Genomic DNA, 20,241 nt, shown 5'->3' with positions numbered 1-20,241 from the left:
TTCAGTAAGCTTGGGCGCTCCTGCGCGGAGGATCCCCCTGGATACAGCCCGACCACCGATACGCCTGCCCGCGCTGCTGGCCGCTGCTGCCGGCGCCCTCGCTCTGATGCTGTCGCTGGGCTCGGGCGGACTCGGCCTGTGGAGTGCGGCGGTCACTGCCGCCTGGGCGATCCTCGCCTGTCTGGCCGTGCTGTGGCCGCTGCCAAACCTGCGCGGACTGATGGCTGCCCAGGCCTGGGCCGTGGGCGGCCTCGGCCTGCTCGTGCTTGCCTGGGAACAGCTGAACGGCACGGCCTGGTCGCCGCCGCTGGCCCTGCTGGCGGCAGCCTCGCTGGCGGCCGCGGTCGGCATGGGCCGCTCGCCAAGCACGGCCCGACAGAGCCTGCTCAGCATGGGCGGCGGTGCCGTGCTGCTGCTGGGCGGGCTGGACGCGCTGGGCGTGCTGGGCGGTCGCACGGCCGGCGGCTCGCTCGGGGCCTTTCCCCTGCTGCTCGCCTGTGCCTCGATCGGCCTCGGCTCCGCCCTGCTGCGGCGGGGCTTGCCGCGCGCGCCCGGTCTGCGCGAGGGCGCGCGGCTGGCCACGGCTTTTGCCCTCGCCGCTGCGTGGGTCGACCTGTGCGGGCGCTTGCCGATGATCACGCTCGACCTGCTGGGCCCCGTCGCTGCCGGGGCGGCGGCGCTGTGCCTGGTTGCGATCGCCGGCGAGCGCAGGCGCCTGGCGGGCGGCTTGCTCCTCGCCTTGGTCACGCTGTCCCTGGCCACCGGCGCCGGCTGGCTCGCGCCCAACCTGGGTCCCGCGGCGATCGCGCCGCCGCTGCCCTTGAGCGCTGGCCTGTCCCTGGCCCTGGCCTGTGTCGGCCTGTTCAGCCTGCAGCGTCGACAGCGACGACTGGGCTGGCGCACCGCGGCCTGGGCCAGCGGCCTGCTGCTGATGCTGATCGCCGCACTCGGGCTGCTCGGCTTCCTGCTCGAGACCGATCGTCTGAACCCCTGGGGCGAAGCCAAGGCGCTGGGGCCGCTGGCTTCGCTGGGCCAGTTCGGGCTGGGCCTCGCCCTCGTGCTGCTGTCGGACATCGGTCGCGATGCGCAGCGACCGCTGGCAGCCTGGCTGCCGGCGACCTTGGGCACCATGACCGTCCTGCTCGGGGTGATCGGCTGGCGCGCCGTGCTGCCCGACAACACCCTGCGCATCGAGCGCGCCACGGCGACGGTCGCGGACCTGTTGCAGGGCAGCCTGCAGCAGCGTCTCGACCAGTTCAGCCGCAGCCTGCAGCTGGCACCGACCCTGGGCGAGGAAGCGCTGCTGGGGCTGGCGGAGAGCGAGCCCGCGGTGATCGCCATCGCCGGCGCACGCGGCAGCGGCTGGCGCCTGCGCGATCCCGCCCTGTCAGCACAGCTTGAGCGGCAGGAGAGTCGCCTGCGTGCGCTGTTCCTGCAGCTGCTGGAGGAGCGGCCGATCGAGGCCTCGCCCCTGCTCGGCGCGGGGCGGCCGACGTGGATGATCGTCTCGGCCGCCGGCCGCCAGCCCGGCCAACGTCTGCGCTTGCTGGTCGACGCCGGGCGACTGCTCGAACCGGCCCTGCAGGCGGATCCGAGGCAGTTCGCGGTGGCGCTGTCGCAGGATGGACAGACGGTGCTCGGCGTTGCCGAAGACCTGCGCGACGGCGGCGACGTCCAGCGCCCGCTCGCCGGCCTCGGCCAGGGCTGGACCCTGCACGTGGCGCCGCAGCCCGGGCTGGTCCAGCTGATGGGCTCGCGGCTGCCTTCGCTGGTGCTGGTGATGGGTCTGCTGCTCGGCGGCAGCCTCGCCGCTGCGCTGCGCCTGGCCCTGGTCGCCCAGCAGCGCGCGCGCAACGCCGAATCGATCGCCCGCGGCCTGGAGCGCGAAGTCGCAGCCCGCGAGGCCACTGAAACCGCGCTTGATCGCTCGCTCGACGAGATCGGCCTGATCCTGTCCAGCATCAGCGACGGCTTCCTCTTTCTCGACCGCGACCTGCGGGTGTCCTTCGCCAACCTGCAGGCGGCACGCATGCTCTCGGGCGAGGGCGAGCTGCCGCCAAACGTGAGCCTCGCCGGGCTGTGGCCCGAACTGGCCGGCGAGGGCCGCGTCGTCGAACTGGCTCGGGCACTGGGGCAGACCACCGAAACCCGCTTCGAGGCCTTCAATCCACAGGCGCGGACCTGGCTCGAAGTGCGCGCCTTCGCCCACCCCAACGGGCTCGCGGTGCTGCTGCGCGATATCGGCGAGCAGCGCCAGCGCGCCGAGGAGCTGGCGACCAGCGAGGCCGCCCTGCGCGGCGCGCAGCGCCTGGCCCGGGTCGGCAGCTGGCGCTATGACCTGTTCCGCGACAGCTGGCTGTGGAGCGACGAGCTCTACCGCGTCCTCGGTCTCGTACCGGGCCAGCTGCCGCCCTCGCGCGACCTTCTGCTGCAGCATGTGCCGGCGGTGCAGCGCGCGCCCCTGTCGGCAGCCCTCGACGCACTGCTCAGCGAGGGTCGCGAACTGTTGATCGAGCATCGCGTGCAGCGCAGCGACGGGCACTGGGTGGATGCGCTCAGCCTGGCGCGAGCCGAACGCGACAGCAGCGGCCGCATCCGCGCGATCTCCGGCACCCTGCAGGACATCAGTGCGCAGAAGCGCCAGGCGCAGGAGCTGCAGGCCGCGCTCGCCCGCTCCGAGCGGCAGGCGCGACAGCTGCAGTCGCTGCACCAGGTCTCGCTGCTGGCCAGCCAGAAGCTCGGCGACCCCGACCTGGTGCCGGTGCTGCTGACCGAGGTGCGCCGCGCCTTCGATGCCGGCGTGGCCCTGCTGCTCGAAGCGCCGGACGACAGCCTTGAGGCCGGTCGCGACATGCTGGTCGATGTGCGCCCGGGCTTCGCCTGGCCGCGCGGCGTCGATAACGCCACCCTGGGCTTCCTCCGCCTGCTGGTGGGCGCGGGCCCGCGCCGGCTGAGCACGGTCGAACTGCTTGCGCACACGGCCTATGGCGAGCTCAGCCTGGCTGCACTGGAGCTACCGCTGTCGGGTCTGCTGAGCGTGCCGCTGCGCTCGCCGGCCGGCCACGCCGGCGGCCACCTGCTGCTGTCCTGCCCGAACGAGGGCGAGTTCGGCCTGGACGAACTCGAGGTGCTGGACCAGTTTGGCCAGATCCTGGCCCTGGCCCGCGACTGGGCCGATCTGATCGAGGCGCTGCAGGCCACCCGCGCCGACCTGCAGCAGCAGCTCGACGCGCTGTCCCGCAATCGCACCCTGCTGGCGGGCGCGGAGCGGGTGGCCGGCCTCGGCACCTGGGAACTGCACTTCCTCGGCGGCGAGATCGTCGACTTCGAGGCCTCCGAAGTGGGCCGGCGCATCCTCGGCATGGAGCAGGGCCCGCTCGAGGTCGAAAGCGCCAAGGACCGACTGCACCCCGACGACCGCCCGCGCCTGCGCGAGGTCTTCCTCGACGCAATTCAGGGCTCGCGGGTGTTCGAGATCGACTACCGCATCTGCCACCCCGACGGTCGCGAACTGTGGGTGCACACCCAGGCCGAGATCGCCCGCGATGCCGAGGGGCGGCCGGTCTACCTACTCGGCACCATGCAGGACATCACCCGCCAGCGCGAAGCGCAGGAACGCGAGCAGGAGAAGATCGAACTGCTCCGCGGGATCGCTGCCGGCCTGCCGCTGGAGCAGACCCTGAACGCCCTGGCACAGCACCTGGAGAGCGCCCACGACACGCGCGTAGCGATTGCCTACGGGCTGGATTTGAGCCGCGGCGCCACGGGACTTGCCGCCCCCTCTCTGGGCGCCGACTTCCAACAGATCATGCGCAGCTTGAGCGGCATTCCCGGGGTGGCGCCGAGCCGGCTCGCGGCTGAACGTGGCGAGCGGGTCATCGCCGAAGACGTGCTGGCCGATCCGGCCTTCGAGCGGGTCCACGCGGCCTGCCGCGAAGAGGGCATCCGCTGCATCGTGGCCACGCCCGTGCAGAGCACCGACGCCCGCGTCAGCGGCGTGCTCTCCTGTTACCTGGGTCAGCCGGGCACCCCGCCACGCGAGCTGCTGCAGGCGATCGACTCGGCGGTATCGGTGGCGGCGATCGCGCTCAAGACGGCTGCTGCAAGGCGCCACATCGAGGACAGCCGGCAGCGCCTGCGCTCGCTGTTCACCCTGGTTCCAGACGCCGTGTTCGCGCTCGATCCGAGCGGCCGCATCGAGGACTGCAATGCGGCGGCGGAATCCAGCAGCGGCCACAGCCGCGAGAGCCTGCTCCACCGGCCGCTCACCGACTTCGTGGGCGGCGAGGCCGGTGCCCTGTTCGAGCAGCGCATCCAGCTGGCTGCGCAGGGCGACATCCAGCGCTTCGAGCTGCAGGGCGAGGATGCCGAGGGCCGCCCGGTGGACACGGTCAACACCACCCTGCCGATCAAGGTCGACGGCAGCACGGTGGGCGTATTCCTGATCCGCACCGACGTCAGCGAGGCTCGGCGTGCCCAGGCCGCGCTGCAGGCCGCGCTGGCCGATCTGGAGTCGCGCAACCAGGAACTGCAGGACTTCGCCTTCGTCGCCTCGCACGACCTGCAGGAACCGCTGCGCAAGGTGCAGGCCTTCGGCGACCGCCTGCGCCTGCACCTCGCCGACCGTCTCGACGAGCGTTCGGCCGACTACATCCAGCGCATGCGCTCGGCGGCGGCACGCATGCAGACCCTGATCAACGACCTGCTGGCCTACTCGCGGGTCTCGCGCAACGCCCACCAGCCGCAGCGCGTGCCGCTGTCGCGGGTGCTGGCTGAGGTGCTGGCCGACCTCGAAAGCCGCATCGAGGCCAGTGGCGCGGTGGTCGAAGCCGGCCTGCTGCCCGAGGTCGAAGCCGATCCGACGCAGATGCGCCAGCTGCTGCAGAACCTGCTCGGCAATGCGCTGAAGTTCGCCGCCCCCGGCCGTGCGCCGCGGGTACGGGTGTCGGCCAGCCAGCGCGGCGGTCGCGTACACCTGGTGATCGAGGACAACGGCATCGGCTTCGAGAACAAATACCAGGACCGCATCTTCGCGCCCTTCCAGCGCCTGCACGGGCGCAGCGAGTACGAGGGCTCGGGCATCGGCCTCGCCATCGTGCGCAAGATCGTCGAACGCCACGGCGGCCAGATCCGCGCCGATGGCCGCCCCGGCGAAGGCGCGCGCTTCGAGCTCGACCTGCCAGCCTCCCGCGCTCTTTCCAGCGCGCGTGGGGTCTGCGAGGATTCGGCCTAATGTCCAAGCCCCCCGCCCCACCCTGCTGGATCCTGGTCGCAGAAGACGACGGCGATGACCAGCGCCTGCTGGCGGACGCCTTCGAGCAGTGCGGCATCGACTGCCGGCTGGAGTTCCACGGCGACGGTGAAAGCCTGCTGCGCGCGCTGGGCGGCGGCGGAGCCGGCGTGCCGCCGCGGCTGATCCTGCTCGACCTCAACATGCCGCGCATGGACGGCCGCGAAACCCTGGACCGCCTGCGCGCCGATCCGGTGCTGGCACGGGTCCCGGTGGTGGTGATGTCGACCTCGGCGGCCGAAGACGACTGCAGCCGCGCCCGCCGCGCCGGCTGCGATGCCTATTTCGTCAAACCGGCCGAATACGGCGCCCTGCTCGACATGGTCGGGCTGATCGCAAGGCGCTGGCTGCAGCCGCCCTCGACCGGAGGCGCCCGCTGATGGTACGAGAGGTTCCTCGAATCCGCGTACTGCTGATCGACGACGACGAGGACGACGTCTACCTGGCCCGCGCGATGTTCGACGAAGTCGTCGACTTCCGTGCCGAGGTGGTGGCTGCGGGCAGCCTGGAGCAGGGCTTCCGCCTGCTCGGCGAGTCGCGCTTCGACATCTGCCTGGTCGACTATCGCATCGGCCCCGACAGCGGTATTGCCTTCATCGAGCAGGTCGCGCGTTCGGATTCGCGTGTGCCGGTGATCCTGCTGACCGGCCAGGGCAGCCGCGAGGTCGACCTGCGCGCCATGGAGGCCGGCGCCGCCGACTATCTGGTCAAGGGCGGGCTGGATGCCGAGCGGCTGGGCCGCACGGTGCGCTACGCGCTTGACCGCGCCGAGGATGTGCGCCTGATCGAGGCCAGCGAGGCGCGCTATCGCCTGCTGTTCGAGTCGAATCCCATGCCGATGTGGGTCTGTGACAACGAGACCCTTGCCTTTCTCGCGGTCAACCAGGCCACGGTTGACCACTACGGCTACTCGCGCGAGGAGTTCGCGCGGATGGACTCCACCCACCTGCGCCCCGCCGAGGACGTGCCCGCCTTTCTGGCGGGCGTGCGCGCGAGCCTGCCCGGCCCCTACCGGCGCGGCCCCGTCCGCCACATCCGCCGTGACGGCAGCATCATCTGGGTCGAGATCACCGCCCACGACATCCGCTTCGAGGACCGTCCGGCGCGACTGGTGCTGATCAACGACGTCACCGCCAAGCGCGCGGCCGAGGCCGAGGCGCGCCTGCTGGCACGGGCCTTCGAGTCGAGCAAGAGCGGCATGCTGATCGCCGATGCGCGCGCACCCGACCTGCCGACCGTCTACGTGAACCCCGCCTTCGTGCGCATGACCGGCTACGAAGCGGCCGACATCCTCGGCCGCAACTGCCGCTTCATGCAGGGCGAAGACCGCGACCAGGAAGCCCTGCGCACCGTACGCGAGACCCTGGTCAAGCAGGGCGAATGCGAAGTGGTGCTGCGCAACTACCGACGCGACGGCAGCCTGTTCTGGAACCAGCTCACCCTGGCCCCGGTGCGCGATGCCGACGGCCAGGTGACGCACTACATCGGGGTCTCGACCGACCTCACCGACCGCCGTCGCCACGAGGCCGAACTCGCCTACCTCGCCCGCCACGACCAGGTCACCGGCCTGCCGCGCTTCATCGACCCCGAGGACGCGCTGCGGCCGCTGTTCGAGGAGGCCGCCGCCGCCGACGAGCAGGTCGCGCTGTGGTGCATCGATATCGACCGCTTCCAGTCGGTCAACGAGAGCGTCGGCTACCGCGGCGGCGACGAAGTGCTGAGGCTCTTGGCTTCGCGCATCCGCTACGTCACCGGCGCCGCCGGCAAGCTCTGGCGACTCACCTCCGACGAGTTCGTGCTGGCCCTGCGCTTTCGTCGCGGCGAGTGCGAGCCGCTGGCCATCGCCGAGCAGATCCGCGAGACCCTGGAGGTGCCCGTGCCGGTGGCGGGCTCGCAGCTGTTCCTGTCCGGCACCATCGGCGTGGCCGTGCATCCGGACAACGCCCGCGACCCGGTCGAGCTGTTCCAGTGCTCGGAGTCGGCCATGTACCGCTCCAAACGCGGCGGCCGCAACTCGGTGCTGGCGTCCTCGGCCTCGCATGCCGAGGAGCTGCGCGAACGCCTGGCACTCGGCAGCCGCCTGAAAAGCGCCATCCTCGCCAACGAGTTCCTCCTCTACTTCCAACCGCAGGTCAACGGCAGTGACGGCCGCATCACCGGCATGGAGGCGCTGGTGCGCTGGCGCACCGTGGACCGCGGACTCATCGAGCCGCTGCGCTTCATCCAGGTGGCGGAGGAGCTCGGCAGCATCGTCGACCTCGGGCGCTGGGTGCTGCACGAAGCCTGCCAGCAGGGCCGGCGCTGGCTGGACATGGGCCACACCGAGCTGCGCATCGGCGTCAATGTCAGCGCCCTGCAGCTGCACCGCATCAGCTTCGTCGATGAAGTGCGAGAAGCGCTGGAGCGTTCGGGCCTGCCAGCGCACATGCTCGAACTGGAAACCACCGAGTCGGCCATCGTCGAGAATCTGGCGCGCTCGCTCGACGTGCTGTCCAAGCTGAAGGCGCTGGGCGTGCAGCTGGCGCTGGACGACTTCGGCCTGGGCTACAGCTGCCTCAGCCAGCTCAAGCGCTTCCCGGTCGATCGCCTGAAGATCGACCAGAGCTTCGTGCGCGACGTCGCGCTGGCCGGCAGCGAGGCGGCGATCGCGCGCGCCATCACCGCCATGGGCCACGAGCTGCATCTGAAGGTGATCGCCGAAGGCGTCGAGACCGAGGCCCAGTTCGGCTACCTGCTGCGCAACCACTGCGACGAATTCCAGGGCTTCCTGTTCAGCCCTCCACTGCCGGTCGACGAAGCCACGGCGCTGCTCGCCAAGCGCTACGTGGCGCCGATGGTGATGAGCCTGGCCCGACCCGAGCGCGGCCTGCTGCTGGTTGATGATGAGGAGAACGTCTTGCGTGCGCTGGTGCGCGTGCTGCGCCGCGACGGCTATGTGATCCACACCGCGACCAATGCCACCGAGGGCTTCGAGCTCTTGGCCAAGAACCGTGTGCAGGTGATCGTGTCCGACCAGCGCATGCCCGGCATCAGCGGCACCCAGTTCCTGTCGCGGGTGAAGGAGATGTACCCCGACACCATGCGCATCGTGCTGTCGGGCTACACCGACCTCGCCACCCTGACCGACGCGATCAACCGCGGCGCGATCTACAAGTTCCTGACCAAGCCTTGGGACGACGAGGACCTGCGCGAGCAGGTGCGCGATGCCTATCGCCAGTACGACGAGCGCGCGGCGCGCGAGTCGACCAGCTGATCCACCCCGAGCCGCGGATCGGCGCAAGCGCCACCCGCGGCCGCCGGACACGATGCAGCGCCGTCGCGGCGCGCGCTCCGCTTCAGCGGATGTAGTTGAACAGCGAGTTGCCCTGCACCTTGGTGAAGGTGGCCTGCGCCGCCTCCAGCATCAGCAGCTGCTGGCTGAGCCGGCTGGCGGCCTCGGCATAGTTCACATCGCGGATCTCGGACAGCGTGGTCGACAGACTCAGCACCTGCGAGGCGCGCTCCTCGGTGGTGCGGTCTAGCGTGTTCAGACCGGCGCCGATCTTGCTGCGGGCGTCGATGATCTGGTCCTGGGCCACGGCCAGGTCCTCGAGACTGGCGAAGAAGGCGTTCTGCTGCGCGGCGCGCTCCTGCGGCGTCGACGAGGGCAGGCGCAGCGCATCGATCACGCCCTGCACGGTGGCGAACATGTCCTGCCGCGGCGAGGGCTGCACCGTGAAGCTGTCGCCGGCTGCCGGCACTCCGCTGAAGCGCAGCTGCGCACCGCCAAACTGGATGGCCTCGCCCGGAGTGTAGGTGCCCGTGGCGATGACCGTGGCGGCGCCGTCCTCGACGCTGTAGCCACCCGCGCCATCAAAGACGATGCGGTAGTTGTCCGGCGCCCAGGGCGTGCTGCCCGACAGGCCCGCCGAATCCAGCACCAGGGTGCCGGCATTGGCGGGGTCCGGCCTGGCTGCGAAGGTGCCGTTGCCGGTGGGCACGCGCAGGAAGATCTCGCTGCCAGGCGCCACGTCGGCCACCGACAGCGAAGGCGACACATCCACGCGCCGCTGCACCTGGTCGCCGGCGTAGATCACGCCGCCCGGGCCGGGCGTGAACGGAATGGCCGAGCCCTGGCTGCCGGCGAACAGGTAGCGGCCGCTGCCATCGTCGCTGTTGGCGAGCGCGAACAGGGCCTCCAGCTGCTGCTCCAACTCGTCGGCGATGGCCGCGCGCGACTCCGCGTTCTGGGTGCCGTTGAAACCCTGCACAGCCAGCTCGCGCACGCGCAGCAGGCGGTCGCCAGTGGAGGTGAGTGCCACCTCCGCCAGGTTGAGGCGATTTGCCAGCACGTTGGAATTGGCGCCGAAGCGCTCCAGCTCGGCGCGTGCGCGGTCGAGCTGGACGATCGAGCCGGCGCCGACAGGGTCCTGCGCGGCGGTGTTGATCTTCTGCCCGGTCGAAAGCTGCAGCTGGGTCTTGAAGGATTCCGCCTGCCGCGCCAGCAGGGCGTTCAGGCTCTGGGTGAACTGCAGGTTGGTGGAGATGCGCATGGCTATCGCCTCACGGCCGCAAGCAGCGAGTCGAACGCTGCATTGGCGATGCTGATGATCTGCGCCGCCGCCTGGTAGGACTGCTGGAACTTCAGGAGATTGGCGGCCTCTTCGTCAAGGTTGACGCCGGACACCGCATCGCGCTCGGTCTGCAGCTGGTTGTCGATGGCCTGCTGCGCGCCGAGCGTGAACTCGGCCTGGCGCGCGGCACCGCCGAACTGCGAGGTCATCTCGCTCAGCGCGGCGGTCAGGTTCTGGTTGCCGCCGTTGAACAGGCCGACGTTGCCGACGTTCGCCAGCAAGCGCGCATTGCCGTTGTCGCCGGAGCGCGCGCCCATCGGCCCGAAGTTGAATTGGTCGCCGGGCGCCGGCGTACCGTCGAGGGTGACCTCCCAGCCGTTGACCGCGATGGTGTCGCCTGGGGTGTAGGGGAAGGCGCCGGCGCCGTTGATCGAATACACGCCGGGCGCGGTGAACTCGATGAGCACCGGCGCCTGCAGGTTGGGGTTGCCCGCATCGGTGATGCGCAGCGGGCCGAGGATGCCGTTGCCGGCATTGCCCAGCGAGGCGCTGGCGCGCACCGGCAGGGCGGCCGCGATGCGGTTGGGGTCGGTCATCGCCATGGCCATCTGGCGCGCGGCATCCGAGGCCGTGCGCACCTGGATGTCGTCACCCACCGCCGGCGTGCCCGTGACTTCGAGGCTCACGCCTTCAACGATGAAGGGATCGGCGGCGGTACCGCTGCCGGTCATTGGCAGCGCGGCACCGGTCGAGGCCAGCCGCGCCTGCCAGTTGGCGCCATCCCAGCGCAGCACGATGTCGCGGCCGGTCATTGCGCCGACATCGCTGATGTTCGCCGTGAAGTTGGCGGTGCCCGCATTGTTGGTCGAGGGCAGCACGGTGGGCGCGATCGGCCGGAAGAAATCGGTGCCGAGGTTGCCGTTGAAGTCGACGCCCGCGCGCTGCTGCGCGTTGAAGGATTCGGTGAGGCCGATCGCCATGCGCCCGAGCTGGGCCATCGCGGGGTCGATGACCTGGTTGCGGAAGTTGAACAGGCCCGCCAGCTCGCCCCCCAGGCCCGCGGTGGGCAGGCTGTTCTCGCCGAGCGCGCTGGTGATGCTGAGCTGCTGGCGGTCGAGGCGGAAGGGATCGCGGGTCACGCTGATGGTCTGCGAACTGTTGCCGAGCACGAGGCTGGCGCCCGAGGCCGTCTGCACGTTCATCGCGCCGTCGTCCTGCTCGAAGGTGATCACCCCGATCTTGGCGGAAAGTTCGCGCACCGCCTGGTCGCGCTGGTCGAGCAGGTCGTTGGGCGGCTGGTTGAACTCGCCGCGGGCGCGCACGATGTCGCGGTTCAGGCGGGCGATCTGCGCGGTGAGGCTGTTGACCTCGGTGACGGTGTTGCCGATGCGCTGGCCGGTTTCGAGATCCAGCTGGTTCAGCTGGTTGGCCTGGGCACGGAAGCGCGCCGCGGCGTTCTCGCCGCCGTCCAGCATGGACTGCCGCGCCGCCGCCGAGGTCGGCTCGGTGGCCACCCCTTGCGCGGAATCGAAGAAATCGGAGATCGGCCGCGACAGCGAGGTGCCCGACTCGCTGACCACGCGGTCGACGCGGGTCGCCAGCCCCGACAGCACCTGCAGCCGACCGAGCTCGGAGGCGCTGGCGTCGAGGCGGGAGATCAGGAAGCTGTTCAGCATGCGGTTGACGCCACTGATCTGCACGCCGGCGCCGAGGAAGCCGAAGCCCTGGCCCTGGCCGACCCGTGAAGAGAACTCGACACGCTGGCGGGTATAGCCCGGCGTCGACGCATTGGCGACGTTGTTGCTGGCCGTGGCCATGGCACGCTGGAAAGCCAGCAGGGCGGACGTGCCTATCGAAAACGGATCGGACATGGGATCACCTCTTCCGGCTTAGCGGCCAGGACGCGCCGGACTTGAGGGCGGTCGCGCCGCCTGCGTTCAGCCACGCAAGCCGAGCGCCGGGTCAGGCTCGCCCTGCAGGTTCTGCGCCAGCATCGGCGCGCCGCGGGCGGGCGCATTGGCGGCCAGGGCTTCCAGTGCGCGATTCAGGCGCGGGCCGTGGGCGATGGCGGTGAGCTTCTGGGCGTACTGCGGGTCGGTGGCATAGCCGGCACGCTGCAGGGCGGAGGCATAGGCGCGGCTGTCGGCGGCCGCGGCCAGGGCGGGCGCGTAGCGCGGACTGCCGCGCAGCAGGGCCACGTAATCGCTGAAGCTCTGCTCGATGCTGTCGTAGGTGCGGAACTCGGCGCGCTCCGTCTGCATGCGGCCGTCGCGGAACTCCTGGGTCAGGTGCGCGGCGCGCTCGCCGCTCCAGCCGCGGCCCGCCTTGATGCCAAACAGGTTGTGCCCGGCCTCGCCGTCGCGCGCAGCGGGCACATGGCGGCCCCAGCCGGTTTCGAGCGCGGCCTGGGCGACCAGCATGCGCGGATCCACGCCCAGCGCTTGGGCCGCACGCTGGGCGTAGGGCCAGATGCGCTCGACGAATTGCTCCGGCGTCGACTTGCCGCTGCCGAGGGCCGCCACGCCGGGCGGCTTGGCGGTGGCCGGACGCTCCGGCGCACGCGATTCGCGCGTCGACGGGGGCTGCCCAGCATCGACCCGCGGCGCGGGCATGGCGGCGCCCTCGGCGCGGCCGCCGACCTGGCGCAGGGCGGCCTCTCGATCGACCCGCTGCGCCGGCAGCAGCCGGGCATAGCCGTCGAGCGAATAGGCGCGGCCCGGCTGAGCCACATGCAGCGCCGGGGCATCCTCGGCGCTGCGGCCCTCCAGCGCCGCCTGCTGCTGGCGCAGCGAGCGCTCGATCAACGGCGCAAGTCCGAAGCCCGCGCCCTGGCTCGCGCTCTTCACCACCTCGCGGTCGTGCATTTCGCGGAACAGACCCGACTGGCCCGGGAACAGCGCATCGCCCTCACCCAGCGAGGACTCGCGCATCGTCTTCAGCATCTGCTCGACGAACAGGGCCTCGAACTGGCGCGCGGTGTCGGCCAGCTTGTCGCCAGCTTTGGGCGCGGCGGGCGCGGTGGTCGCCAGCCGGTTCATCAGCGCCAGATCGGGAATGCGCGTGTCCATCGCCATCGAGCCTCAGATGATCTCCAGCTCGGCGCGCAGCGCGCCGGCCTGCTTCAGGGCTTCGAGGATGGCGATCAGATCGCCCGGCGCGGCGCCGACCTCGTTGACCGCGCGCACGATCTCTTCCAGCGAGGTGCCGCCTTCCATCAGCACCATGCGACTCTCCTTCTGCTCGACCTGCACGTTGCTGGCGGGTGCGGCCACGGTCTCGCCCTCGGCCAGCGGATTGGGCTGGCTGACTTCGACACGCTCGGCAATGCTCACGGTGAGCGAGCCATGCGCCACCGCCGCGGGCATGACCCGCACGCCGGCACCGATCACGATGGTGCCGGTGCGCGCATTGACCACGACCTTCGCAGGTGCGTCGCCGGGCGTGAGTTCCAGGTTCTCGAGCTGCGCCATGAAGCCGACCCGCGCCGACACGTCGAAAGGCGCACGCACCGCCACGCTGCCGCCATCGACGGCGCGCGCCGTTTCCGGCCCGTAGACCCGGTTCACCGTCTCGACCAGGCGTTGAACCGTGGTGAAGTCAGCGCGATGCAGATCCAGCACCAGTTCCTCACCGTTCACGCTCATCCCATCCGGCACCGCGCGCTCGACGATCGCACCGTTGGGAATACGCCCGGCGCTCGGCACGTTCACCGAAATGCGCGAGCCGTCCGCGCCTTGTGCGCCAAAGCCACCGACGACCAAGTTGCCCTGGGCGATGGCATACACCTCGCCGTCGGCACCCTTCAGCGGCGTCATCAGCAAGGAGCCGCCGCGCAGACTGCCGGCATTGCCGAGCGATGAAACGGTGATGTCGATGGTCTGCCCTGGCTTGGCGAAGGGCGGCAGTTCGGCGTGGATCGCCACCGCCGCGACGTTCTTGAGCTGCGGGTTGACGCCGGGCGGAATGGTCACGCCCAGCTCGTTGAGCATGGTCTTCAGGCTCTGCACCGTAAACGGCGCCTGCGAGGTCTGGTCGCCGGTGCCGTTCAGGCCCACCACCAGGCCATAGCCGATCAGCGGGTTGCTGCGCACGCCATTGACGCGGGCGATGTCCTTGACGCGCTCGGCAGCGGCCGGCGTCGTCGCCAGCAGCAGGCCGATGAAGGCAGCGGAAATCAGGCGGCGCATGGGGCACCTCACATCGGGAAAGCGGCGGACTGGAAGAAGCGCGTCAGCCAGCCCTGGGCGTTGGCCTGGGCCAGGCTGCCGCGACCGCGATAGGCGATCTGCGCGTCCGCCACGCGCGAGGACAGGATGGTGTTGTCGGGACCGATGTCGGCCGGGCGCACGATGCCCTGGATCTGGATGTGCTCATTGGCCTGGTTGATGCGGATCCACTTCTGCCCGCGGATCACCAGATAGCCGTTGGGCAGGCGCTCGGCCACCGTCACGGTCACGCTGCCGTCGAGGCGATTGCTCTGGCTGGAGTTGCCGCTGCCGTCGAATTCACTTTCAGCGCCCAGCTCGGAGTCCAGCGTGCGGCCGCCGATGGTGGTCGGCGCGCCGAACAGGGTTGGCGCCGGCACCGCGACAGTCGAGTTCTTCGAGGTGTTGGTGCTGGAGGTGGCGCTGGCCTGGGTGCGCTCGACCAGCTGCACGGTGAGGATGTCGCCGACGTTGCGCGCCTTCTGGTCGGCGAACAGCGACAGCCCGCCGGTGCCACCGCCGCGATAGATCGCGCCGGGCGCAGGCAGTGGCGCCTGCGCGTTCGAGGGGTAGCTGGGCTCGAAGCCGGCCGGCGGCAGGCTGGGGCCGCTGGCAGCGCAGGCAGTCAGCAGCAGGAAGCAGGCAACAGTGGCGGTGCGCGCGATCATGGCCGGGCTCACAGGTTGTTGTTCAGGTAGGCCAGCATGCCGTCGGTGGTCGAGATGGCCTTGGCGTTCATCTCGTAGGCGCGCTGGGTCTCGATCATGCTGACCAGCTCCTCGACCACGTTGACGTTGGAGCTCTCGAGCGCCCCCTGCTGCAGCAGGCCCAGGCCATTCAGGCCGGGCGTCGACTGCTGGGCCGGGCCGCTGGCGCCGGTCTCGACGAACAGGTTTTCGCCCTTAGCCTGCAGGCCGGCGGGATTGATGAAGTCGGTCAGGCTGACATTGCCGATCTGGACCGGCTGGGCCTGGCCGGCGAGCTGCACCGAGACCGTGCCGTCGTTGCCGATGGTCACGCTCTGCGCGCCTTCGGGAATCTGGATGCCCGGCTGCAGGGTGTAGCCCGAGGCGGTGACCATCTGGCCCTGGTTATTGATCTGGAAGCTGCCGTCGCGGGTGTAGGCGGTGCTGCCGTCAGGCAGCAGTACCTCGAAGAAGCCGCGGCCGTTGATGGCGAGATCCAGCGCGTTGCCGGTCTGCAGCAGGTTGCCCTGGATGAAGTTCTTCTGCGTCGAGACCACGCGCACGCCGGTGCCGGTGGTCAGGCCCGAGGGCAGCTCGGTCTGCTGCGAGGAGGCGCCGCCCGGCTGGCGGATGTTCTGGTAGAGCAGATCCTCGAAGCTGGCGCGACCGCGCTTGAAGCCCGTCGTGTTGACGTTGGCGAGGTTGTTCGAGGTGACCGTCATGCGCGTCTGCTGCGCATCGAGACCGGTCTTGGCAACCCACAGGGACTGGAACATGGCGATACTCCGATGCCGGTCGTGGGCGGGCTCAGCCGCCCATCCGCAGCAGGCTGTTGCTGGCGCGGGCGTTTTCGTCCGCGGTCTTGATCGAGCGGATCTGCATCTCGAAGCTGCGCGAGAGTTCGATCATCTTCACCAGCGCATCGCTGGCATTGACGTTGCTGCCTTCGATGACGCCGGTCATCAGCACCGCGCCACCCACCGGTGCTGCGGGCTCGCCGTCGCTGCGGCGGAACAGGCCATCCGGGCCGCGAGTGATTTCGGCCGCGGGCGCTTCGACGACCTTGATGCGGGCGACGATGGCCTGGGTCTCGGGGCCCTGCCCCAAGGGCACGATCGAGATGCTGCCGTCGCCGGCGATCTCGAGCTTGGCGTGCGGCGGGATCGCGATCGGGCCGTTCTCACCCAGCACCGGGCGCCCGCCCGCGGTCGTGAGCAGGCCGTTCTGGTTGACCTGCAGCTCGCCGCCGCGGGTGTAGGCCTCGTTGCCCTCGCCATCGGCCACGGCCAGCCACAGGCCTTCGCGCAGGGCGACGTCGGTGTCCTTGCCGGTCGACAGCAGCGGGCCCATGCGATTGTCGAAGCCGCCGTCGACGCCGGTGGCGTCGTAGCGCGACTTCAGGCCATGACCTTCGATCTTGAAGGTCTCGGTATGCGACAGCAGCGCCCGGAAACCGGGCGTGCTGACATTGGCGAGGTTCTGCGACACCGCCCCCTGCGCACGCAGGGTGCTGGCGGCACCGGTCATCGCGACGTAGAGGGACTTGTCCATGGCGCCGGCTCCGTGCGTTCAGCGATCAGCGGATGTTGATCACGGTCTGGGTGATCTGGTCGGCGGTCGAGATCATCTGCGCGTTGGCCTGGAAGTTGCGCTGCGCGTTGATCATCTCGACCAGCTGCTCGGTGATGTCGACGTTCGAGGCCTCCAATGCACCCGCCTGCAGCAGACCCAGGTTGGCGCTGCCGGGTGCGCCGCGCTGCGGCTGTCCGGACTCGCTGGTCTCGCCCCAGCTGGTGTCACCGAGCTTCTGCAGGCCCTGCACGTTGGAGAAGCCGGTCATCGCGATCTGCCCGAGCGGGATGGCCTGGCCATTGGTGTAGCGGGCCGAGACGATGCCCTCCTCGGAGATATCGAGGTTCGACAGGCGGCCCGTCGGATAGCCGTCCTGCACCAGGCGATTCACCGAGAAAGTGCTGCCGTACTGGGTCGACTCGCCGAGCTGCAGGGTCAAGGTGATGTCATTGGCGCCCGTGGTGGGCGTGTAGGGCGGCAGCGCGATCTCTCCGGTAGCGGGCGCGAGCAGCTCGCCGGCGGGGCCGTACTGCAAGGTTTGCGCGCCGCCCACCGGGGTGCCGTCGATCTGGGTGTAGAGCTCCCACTCGCCGGGGTTCGCGGTCTTGACGTAGTAGAAGGTGGCGTTGTGGGAGACACCCAGCGAGTCGTAGACCGTCACCGTGGTGGCGAAGTTGTAGGTCTGGGCATCCGCCGCGTTGAAGGGCGTGAGCGCGGGCGGCACGGCATCGGCGGGCAGGTTGGTGCCCATCTCGACCAGCGAGCTGGCCAGCGGCGGCGCCTCACCCAGAGCGAGGCGCAGGTCGGCCAGCTGGCCATTGTTGAAGCCGGTGATCTGACCCGTCGCCGACACCGTCGGCGGAAACACCTGCAGGCGGTCGCCGACCGGATTCACCACATAGCCGGCACGATCGACGCCGAAGTTGCCGGCGCGCGAGTAGACGATTTCGCCACCACGGTTCAGGGTGAAGAAGCCGTTGCCCGAGATCGCCATGTCCAGGGCGTTGTCGGTGAAATTGATCGTGCCCTGTGAGAACTGCTGGGCGATGTTCGTCACCCGCACGCCAGCGCCGATGGCATTGCGCTGCAGGCCATAGCCCGAGTTGGCGAACAGATCACCGAACTCGGCGCGCGAGCGCTTGAAGCCGACGGTGTTGACATTCGCGATGTTGTTGGCCGTGGTGTTGAGGCCGGCGGAAGCGGCGTTCAGGCCGCTCAATGCGATGCGAAAGCTCATGGCGGTTGTCCTCTTCCGGCCTCTCAGGCCTGTCCGATGCGGGTGATGCGGTCAAAGGTGGTCGGGCCGACCCCGACCAGGTTCAGAACCACCCCTTGCGAGGTGTAGGAAACGCTGTCGATGCGGGTCGCCACCTGCACCTGGGCGGCGGTGGCGTTCTGCTTGGCGGTGATGCGGTACTCGCCATTGGCGGCCGGCTGGCCGTTGGCGTTCAGGCCATCCCAGTGGAAGTCGGCGGCGCCGCCGGCGCGGGCCTCGACCACGAAACTGCGCACCAGCTGGCCGCCGGGGGTGCGCACCTCGACGGTCACCGGGCCGGGGCCTGGCGCAGTCACTGCACCCTGCACGCCCGATTCGCCCTCAAGGGTGGCGATGTCGGTGCCGATATAGGCACTACGGCCGACCATGGAGGCGGCCTGCAGCGCCTGCGACTCCCCGAACATCAGGCCGAGGTTCTGCAGACCGGTGTTCATCTGCTCGATGCCCTTGACCGTCGAGAACTGGGCCATCTGGCCGATGAACTCGCCCTGCTCCATGGGCTTCAGCGGATCCTGGTTCTTCAGCTGCTCGGTCATCAGGCGCAGGAAGTCCTCCTGCCCCATCTCGGTCCGCCGCTGCGGCCCGATCGAGCCCTGCTGCCTCACGCCCAGCTGGGCGTACATGTCGGCACTGTTGACGCTCATGGCGTTGCTCCGATGCTTGCAGGCGCGCGATCAGCGGCCCAGGTTGAGGGTGGCGAGGGCGAGTTCCTTGCCCGTGTTGAGCATCTCCACGTCGGCCTGGTAGGCGCGGGCCGCGGAGATCATGTTGACCATCTGCGCGACGGGATCGATGTCCGGCGCATAGACGTAGCCCTGCGCATCGGCCAGCGGGTTGCCGGGCTCGTAGCGCTTCAGCGGCTCGGCCTGGCTCTGCTCGATCCGGCTGACGCGCACGCCGGCGAGCCCCGGCTGGGACGGATCGAGCACTTGGCTTGCGAACACTGGCTCGACCGGCTTGTAGACGGCCTGCGGGTCGCCGGTGACGTTGCCGGCGTTGGCAAGGTTGCTGGCCACGGTGCTCAGGCGCACCGACTGCGCGGCCATGGCCTGGCCAGCGATGTCGAAGAGCTTCATCGAAGGCATGGCGGTCAGCTCCCGGTGATCGCGGTCATGAGCTTGCGGACGCGACCATCGACGAAGCTCAGGCTGGCGCGGTACTCGAGCGCGGCGCGGGCGAAGGCGGCCTTCTCGTACTCGGCGTCGACGGTGTTGCCGTCCAGGCTGGGCTGCAGAGGCAGGCGGTAGACCAGGCCGTCGGGCCCGACCTCGGTGACGCCGCCCTGGTGCCCGGCTTGGGTCTGGGCCGGCGTTCCCGGCGGGGACTCGCCCATGGCGCGCCGCAGGGCCGCGTGGAAGTCGACATCGCGCGCCTTGTAGTGCGGCGTGTCGGCGTTGGCGATGTTGGAGGCCAGCACCTGCAGACGCTGCTGGCGCAGGCTCAGGGCCGCGCCATGCACGCCGAACAGGTTGCCGCCGATGGGGTTGGACTCGCTCATGTCCGGCTCTCCGGAACGCCTGTTTCCAGGCTCGCCGGGACAACGGCAAGAGCTGTGCCAGAGGTTTTGTCAGAGTTCTGACGTCATTTTTGTGGCGGTGCGTCTGCCGGCGACGACGACGGAACTACACCTCTTCGGTCAGCCCCAGCATCTCGAAGCGGTCGAGCACGCCCTCGGCGAGATCGTCCGGGCTGAACTTGGCCACGAAGGCATTGGCACCCACATGCTCAACCATGGCGGTGTTGAAGATGCCGGACAGCGAGGTGTGCAACATCACCCAGAGGTCGGCCAGCTCTGGGTCGCGGCGGATCTCGGTGGTCAGGGTGTAGCCGTCCATGTCGGGCATCTCGATGTCGGAAATGACCATGGCGTAGTGCTCCGAGGGCTTGATGCCGCGCTTGGCCAGATCCTTCAGGTGATTCAGCGCCCTGCGGCCGTCCGGCAACAGGACGCAGCTTGCGCCCAGGGTTTCGACCACGCCCTGGATCTGGTGCTGGGCCACGCGGGAGTCATCGACGATCAGCACGCGCACGCTGGCGCCCGCCACCGCCTGCAGGCGCATCTCCTCGGACAGCTGCGGCGCCCCGCCAATGACTTCTGCCAGCACCTTCTCCACATCGATGATCTGGATGAGGTCTTCGTTGTAGCGGGTCACCGCCGTGAGGTAGGAACCGCCGCTGCTGTCCGGCGGCGGCTTCACGTTCTCAACGGCGATGTTGACGATCCGCTCGACGGCACTCACTAGGAAGCCCTGCACCGAGCGGTTGAATTCGGTGACCACCAGGTAGTCCGAACGATCGAGGCTGGACTCCGGATGTCGGATCGCAGCACCAAGGTCCAGCACGGGAATCGAGCGCTTGCGGATATCGGCGAGGCCCAGCAGGGGCGGCCGCGACTGCGGCAGCGGCTGCAGCGCGGGACGCTTGAGCACCTCCTGCACCTTGAAAACATTGACGCCAAAAAGCTGGCGCCCTCCCAGCCGGAACAGCAGCAGGGCAAGTCGGTTGTGGCCCGCGAGACGGGTCCGTTGCTCGATGCGATCCAGCAGATCGGTGCTCATACGCAGTCCTGTGTGGGGTCGACAGCCCCGCATGGAGACATCCGGCCGCATCCGTTGAAGGGCGGCAAGATGTCGTCGAATCAATGTGTTGTCGTCATCAC

Annotated in this window: 15 protein-coding genes; 3 read left to right on the top strand and 12 right to left on the bottom strand. The window is 69.6% G+C overall.

Features of this window, described 5'->3' with window-relative positions; all coding sequences use genetic code 11:
• Nucleotides 1-106 precede the first annotated feature (106 nt).
• From BLP83_RS13645 to BLP83_RS13635, 3 genes are read left to right on the top strand one after another with little or no spacing between them, the layout of a single operon-like run.
• Entirely contained in the window at nt 107-5,233 is a 5,127-nt protein-coding gene (locus BLP83_RS13645) for a PAS domain S-box protein (RefSeq protein ID WP_091243841.1), read from the top strand.
• A complete protein-coding gene (locus BLP83_RS13640) occupies nt 5,233-5,670 on the top strand; it encodes a response regulator (RefSeq protein ID WP_091243839.1) in 438 nt (145 codons plus the stop codon). The genes BLP83_RS13645 and BLP83_RS13640 overlap by 1 nt, the downstream gene beginning before the upstream one ends.
• Nucleotides 5,670-8,543 (top strand): EAL domain-containing protein, encoded by a 2,874-nt coding sequence (locus tag BLP83_RS13635; protein ID WP_091243836.1) that lies wholly within the window; start codon nt 5,670-5,672, stop codon nt 8,541-8,543. The genes BLP83_RS13640 and BLP83_RS13635 overlap by 1 nt, the downstream gene beginning before the upstream one ends.
• Before the next feature lie 82 nt (nt 8,544-8,625).
• Here the strand turns inward: BLP83_RS13635 and flgL are convergent, their stop codons facing one another.
• The 12 genes from flgL to BLP83_RS13575 all read right to left on the bottom strand — a co-directional run bounded on the left by flgL (nt 8,626) and on the right by BLP83_RS13575 (nt 20,140).
• On the bottom strand, nt 8,626-9,822 hold the full coding sequence (gene flgL / locus BLP83_RS13630; protein WP_091243834.1) for a flagellar hook-associated protein FlgL: 1,197 nt from the start codon (nt 9,820-9,822) through the stop codon (nt 8,626-8,628).
• Between the two features lie 2 nt (nt 9,823-9,824).
• Nucleotides 9,825-11,714, bottom strand: coding sequence for a flagellar hook-associated protein FlgK (flgK, locus tag BLP83_RS13625; RefSeq protein WP_091243830.1), 1,890 nt, complete (start codon nt 11,712-11,714; stop codon nt 9,825-9,827).
• Between the two features lie 66 nt (nt 11,715-11,780).
• The gene (gene flgJ / locus BLP83_RS13620) at nt 11,781-12,911 is read right to left on the bottom strand and encodes a flagellar assembly peptidoglycan hydrolase FlgJ (RefSeq protein ID WP_176764205.1); all 1,131 of its coding nucleotides are present in this window, start codon (nt 12,909-12,911) and stop codon (nt 11,781-11,783) included.
• A gap of 12 nt (nt 12,912-12,923) precedes the next feature.
• Complete coding sequence (locus tag BLP83_RS13615; protein WP_091243825.1) at nt 12,924-14,030, bottom strand: flagellar basal body P-ring protein FlgI; 1,107 nt, start codon at nt 14,028-14,030, stop codon at nt 12,924-12,926.
• 8 nt (nt 14,031-14,038) lie between these two features.
• The gene (gene flgH, locus BLP83_RS13610; protein ID WP_091243822.1) at nt 14,039-14,716 is read right to left on the bottom strand and encodes a flagellar basal body L-ring protein FlgH; all 678 of its coding nucleotides are present in this window, start codon (nt 14,714-14,716) and stop codon (nt 14,039-14,041) included.
• Nucleotides 14,717-14,724: 8 nt separating this feature from the next.
• Nucleotides 14,725-15,510 (bottom strand): flagellar basal-body rod protein FlgG, encoded by a 786-nt coding sequence (gene flgG, locus BLP83_RS13605; protein WP_091243819.1) that lies wholly within the window; start codon nt 15,508-15,510, stop codon nt 14,725-14,727.
• A 31-nt stretch (nt 15,511-15,541) separates the two neighbouring features.
• On the bottom strand, nt 15,542-16,285 hold the full coding sequence (locus BLP83_RS13600) for a flagellar basal body rod protein FlgF (protein ID WP_091243818.1): 744 nt from the start codon (nt 16,283-16,285) through the stop codon (nt 15,542-15,544).
• 25 nt (nt 16,286-16,310) lie between these two features.
• Nucleotides 16,311-17,543, bottom strand: coding sequence for a flagellar hook protein FlgE (gene flgE / locus BLP83_RS13595; protein ID WP_091243815.1), 1,233 nt, complete (start codon nt 17,541-17,543; stop codon nt 16,311-16,313).
• A gap of 23 nt (nt 17,544-17,566) precedes the next feature.
• The gene (locus BLP83_RS13590) at nt 17,567-18,226 is read right to left on the bottom strand and encodes a flagellar hook assembly protein FlgD (RefSeq protein WP_091243813.1); all 660 of its coding nucleotides are present in this window, start codon (nt 18,224-18,226) and stop codon (nt 17,567-17,569) included.
• A 30-nt stretch (nt 18,227-18,256) separates the two neighbouring features.
• A complete protein-coding gene (gene flgC, locus BLP83_RS13585) occupies nt 18,257-18,667 on the bottom strand; it encodes a flagellar basal body rod protein FlgC (RefSeq protein ID WP_091243810.1) in 411 nt (136 codons plus the stop codon).
• Between the two features lie 5 nt (nt 18,668-18,672).
• On the bottom strand, nt 18,673-19,080 hold the full coding sequence (gene flgB / locus BLP83_RS13580; RefSeq protein WP_091243807.1) for a flagellar basal body rod protein FlgB: 408 nt from the start codon (nt 19,078-19,080) through the stop codon (nt 18,673-18,675).
• A gap of 124 nt (nt 19,081-19,204) precedes the next feature.
• Nucleotides 19,205-20,140: a chemotaxis protein gene (locus BLP83_RS13575; RefSeq protein WP_091243805.1), complete on the bottom strand. Its 936-nt coding sequence runs from the start codon at nt 20,138-20,140 to the stop codon at nt 19,205-19,207.
• Nucleotides 20,141-20,241 lie beyond the last annotated feature (101 nt).

The organism is Aquimonas voraii (assembly GCF_900101825.1).
GTDB lineage: Bacteria > Pseudomonadota > Gammaproteobacteria > Xanthomonadales > Xanthomonadaceae > Aquimonas > Aquimonas voraii.
The sequence above is the reverse complement of the archived record's forward strand: the minus strand, read 5'-3'. Positions and strand labels throughout refer to the sequence as shown.